Source organism: Arsenicibacter rosenii, assembly GCF_001870735.1.
GTDB classification, from domain to species: Bacteria; Bacteroidota; Bacteroidia; order Cytophagales; family Spirosomataceae; genus Arsenicibacter; species Arsenicibacter rosenii.
On sequence record NZ_MORL01000080.1, the window covers coordinates 1 to 3,157 of the forward strand.

A 3,157-nucleotide genomic window follows, 5' to 3' on the forward strand; every position below is an offset into this window, starting at 1 on the left:
AGTTCTTTGACTTACAGAGAGAGTCTGACACAGCAGCAATGCTGTGGCGAAGACAAGACACACAAGTACAAGTAGAGTACAAGAAACACGAGCAAAAGAGCGTCTGGGGGATGCCTTGGCTTCTAGCGGCGAAGAAGGACGTGGCAAGCGACGATATGCGACGGGGACCTGCTGGCAGGGGCTGATCCGTTGATTTCCGAATGGGGCAACCCAATATGCAAAGCATATTATTCCGAGAGGAAGGCGAACCCGCTGAACTGAAACATCTAAGTAGGCGGAGGAAGAGAAAACAAGTAGTGATTTTCCAAGTAGTGGCGAGCGAACGGGAAACAGCCTAAACCGGTTCCGTTACGGCGGGATCGGGGTTGTAGGACCAGACAACAAGCAGTATGTCAAACCGGAGCACCTTGGGAAGGGTGACCATAGAGGGTGATAGTCCCGTACGGGTAGATACAGACTGCGGGTTTGGGATCCTGAGTAGGGGGAGGCAGGAAGAACCTCCTTTGAATCCGGCGGCACCATCCGCCAAGGCTAAATACGACTAGAAGACCGATAGAGGAGAGTACCGTGAGGGAAAGGTGAAAAGGACGGGGAGTACCCGGGTGAAACAGAACCTGAAACCAGGCGCTTACAAGCGGTCGGAGCCCTCAGCAGGGGGTGACGGCGTGCCTTTTGCATAATGAGCCTACGAGTAACTTTATCTGGCGAGGTTAAGTATGTGGACATACGGAGCCGAAGCGAAAGCGAGTCTGAACAGGGCGAGCAGTCAGGTGGAGTTGACGCGAAACTTGGTGATCTACCCGTGGTCAGGTTGAGGTGGTGGTAACACACCATGGAGGACCGAACCGATAAACGTTGAAAAGTTTCCGGATGAACTGCGGGTAGGGGTGAAAGGCCAATCAAACTGAGAAATAGCTCGTACTCTCCGAAATGTTTTTAGGAACAGCGTTCAGTGTTACTTTCCATGAGGTAGAGCGACCAACAGGATGCGGGGGAGTCACATCCTACCAACTTCTGATGAACTCCGAATGCGTGGAAAGGTGCTGGGCAGTGAGGGGCAGGGTGCTAAGGTCCTGCTCCGAGAGGGGAACAACCCAGACCATCCTCTAAGGTCCCTAAGTGTGTGCTAAGTTGAACAAAGGAGGTCCGGCTGCCGAGACAGCCAGGAGGTTAGCTTGGAAGCAGCTATTCCTTTAAAGAGTGCGTAACAGCTCACTGGTCGAGCGGGGCGGGCATCGATAATAAACGGGCATCAAGCACACCACCGAAGAGATGGATTGCAGTCTGACTGCGATGGTAGGAGAGCATTCACATTGCGGCGAAGTTGTGGCGTGAGCCATGGTGGAGCGGTGTGAAAAGCAAATGTAGGCATAAGTAACGATAATGAGGGCGAGAACCCCTCACACCGAAAGACTAAGGATTCCGTCGCGATGGCAGTCAACGGCGGGTTAGTCGGGGCCTAAGGAGCAGGCGAAAGCTGAATCTGAAGGGGAGCAGGTTAATATTCCTGCACTAGTGATACATGTGAAGTGATGACGGAGTGTTGAGCTGGTTGGGATCTGACGGAATAGATCGCTGAGCGGAGGCTACGGCTGAAGCGAAACCGGGGATAGGCTTCCAAGAAAAGTCACGGAAACGTCAGTGTATCAGTACCCGTACCGTAAACCGACACAGGTAGTCGAGGCGAAGAGCCTAAGGTGCGCGAGAGAATCATGGCTAAGGAACTCGGCAAGATGACCCTGTAACTTCGGGAGAAGGGGGGCCTACCCAGCGATGGGAGGCTGCAGAGAAGAGGCCCAGGCGACTGTTTACCAAAAACACAGGACTCTGCCAAATCGAGAGATGACGCATAGGGTCTGACACCTGCCCGGTGCTGGAAGGTTAAGAGGGGGTGTTAGCGCAAGCGACGCACTGAATTGAAGCCCCAGTAAACGGCGGCCGTAACTATAACGGTCCTAAGGTAGCGAAATTCCTTGTCGGGTAAGTTCCGACCTGCACGAATGGTGTAACGATCTGGGCACTGTCTCAGCCATGAGCTCGGTGAAATTGTAGTAGCGGTGAAGATGCCGCTTACCCGCCACGGGACGGAAAGACCCCGTGCACCTTTACTACAGCTTATCATGGATTGCTGGTCAGGGATGTGTAGGATAGGCGGGAGACTGTGAGACGGCGTCGCCAGGCGTCGTGGAGTCAGCGTTGAAATACCGCCCTTTTCTGACTGGTGGTCTAACCCTTTGTTGGGGACAGTGGTTGGTGGGTAGTTTGACTGGGGTGGTCGCCTCCGAAAGGGTAACGGAGGCTTCCCAAGGTCCGCTCAGGCCGGATGGTAATCGGTCGTGGAGTGCAATAGCAAAAGCGGGCTTGACAGTGAGGCAAACAGGCCGATCTGGTACGAAAGTAGGGTATAGTGATCCGGTGGTTCTGCATGGGTGGGCCATCGCTCAAAGGATAAAAGGTACGCCGGGGATAACAGGCTGATCTCCCCCAAGAGCTCACATCGACGGGGAGGTTTGGCACCTCGATGTCGGCTCGTCACATCCTGGGGCTGGAGAAGGTTCCAAGGGTTCGGCTGTTCGCCGATTAAAGTGGCACGCGAGCTGGGTTCAGAACGTCGTGAGACAGTTCGGTCCCTATCTGTGGTGGGCGTAAGAAGTTTGACGGGGGCTGACCTTAGTACGAGAGGACCGGGTTGGACATACCGCTGGCGAATCAGTTGTCATGCCGGTGGCACGGCTGAGTAGCTACGTATGGTTAAGATAAGCGCTGAAAGCATCTAAGTGCGAAACTGGCCTGAAGATGAGACTTCTGAAAAAGGGATGTTGTAGACGACGACGTTGATAGGTGGCATGTGGAGGCGCTGAGAGGCGTAGAGCAGAGCCATACTAATGATCCCGGAATCGTGTTGGGACGCTTTATTTGCTTAATTGTGTGTGTTGTAGGACTCTCTCTGTAGGGAAAAAGACGCAAACCGATATTGGTTCAGAAAGCTGGACCGGAGATATACAGAGGTTGGTGGAAATAAGTTGGGTGTTCACCTCTTTCCATCCCGAACAGAGCCGTTAAGCCCCAAGCTGCCGATGGTACTGCCTTCACCGGCGGGAGAGTAGGTCACTGCCACCTCAGTACTTAGACAGAGCTGATCCCAAGGGTCAGCTCT

General features: G+C 53.8%; 2 rRNA genes. Both read left to right on the forward strand.

From position 1 onward, the window contains the following. Positions 1-83: 83 nt before the first annotated feature. Positions 84-2,907 (forward strand): 23S ribosomal RNA (locus BLX24_RS29740). 101 nt (positions 2,908-3,008) lie between these two features. Beyond that, positions 3,009-3,120 (forward strand): 5S ribosomal RNA (gene rrf / locus BLX24_RS29745). The last annotated feature ends 37 nt before the right edge of the window (positions 3,121-3,157 follow it).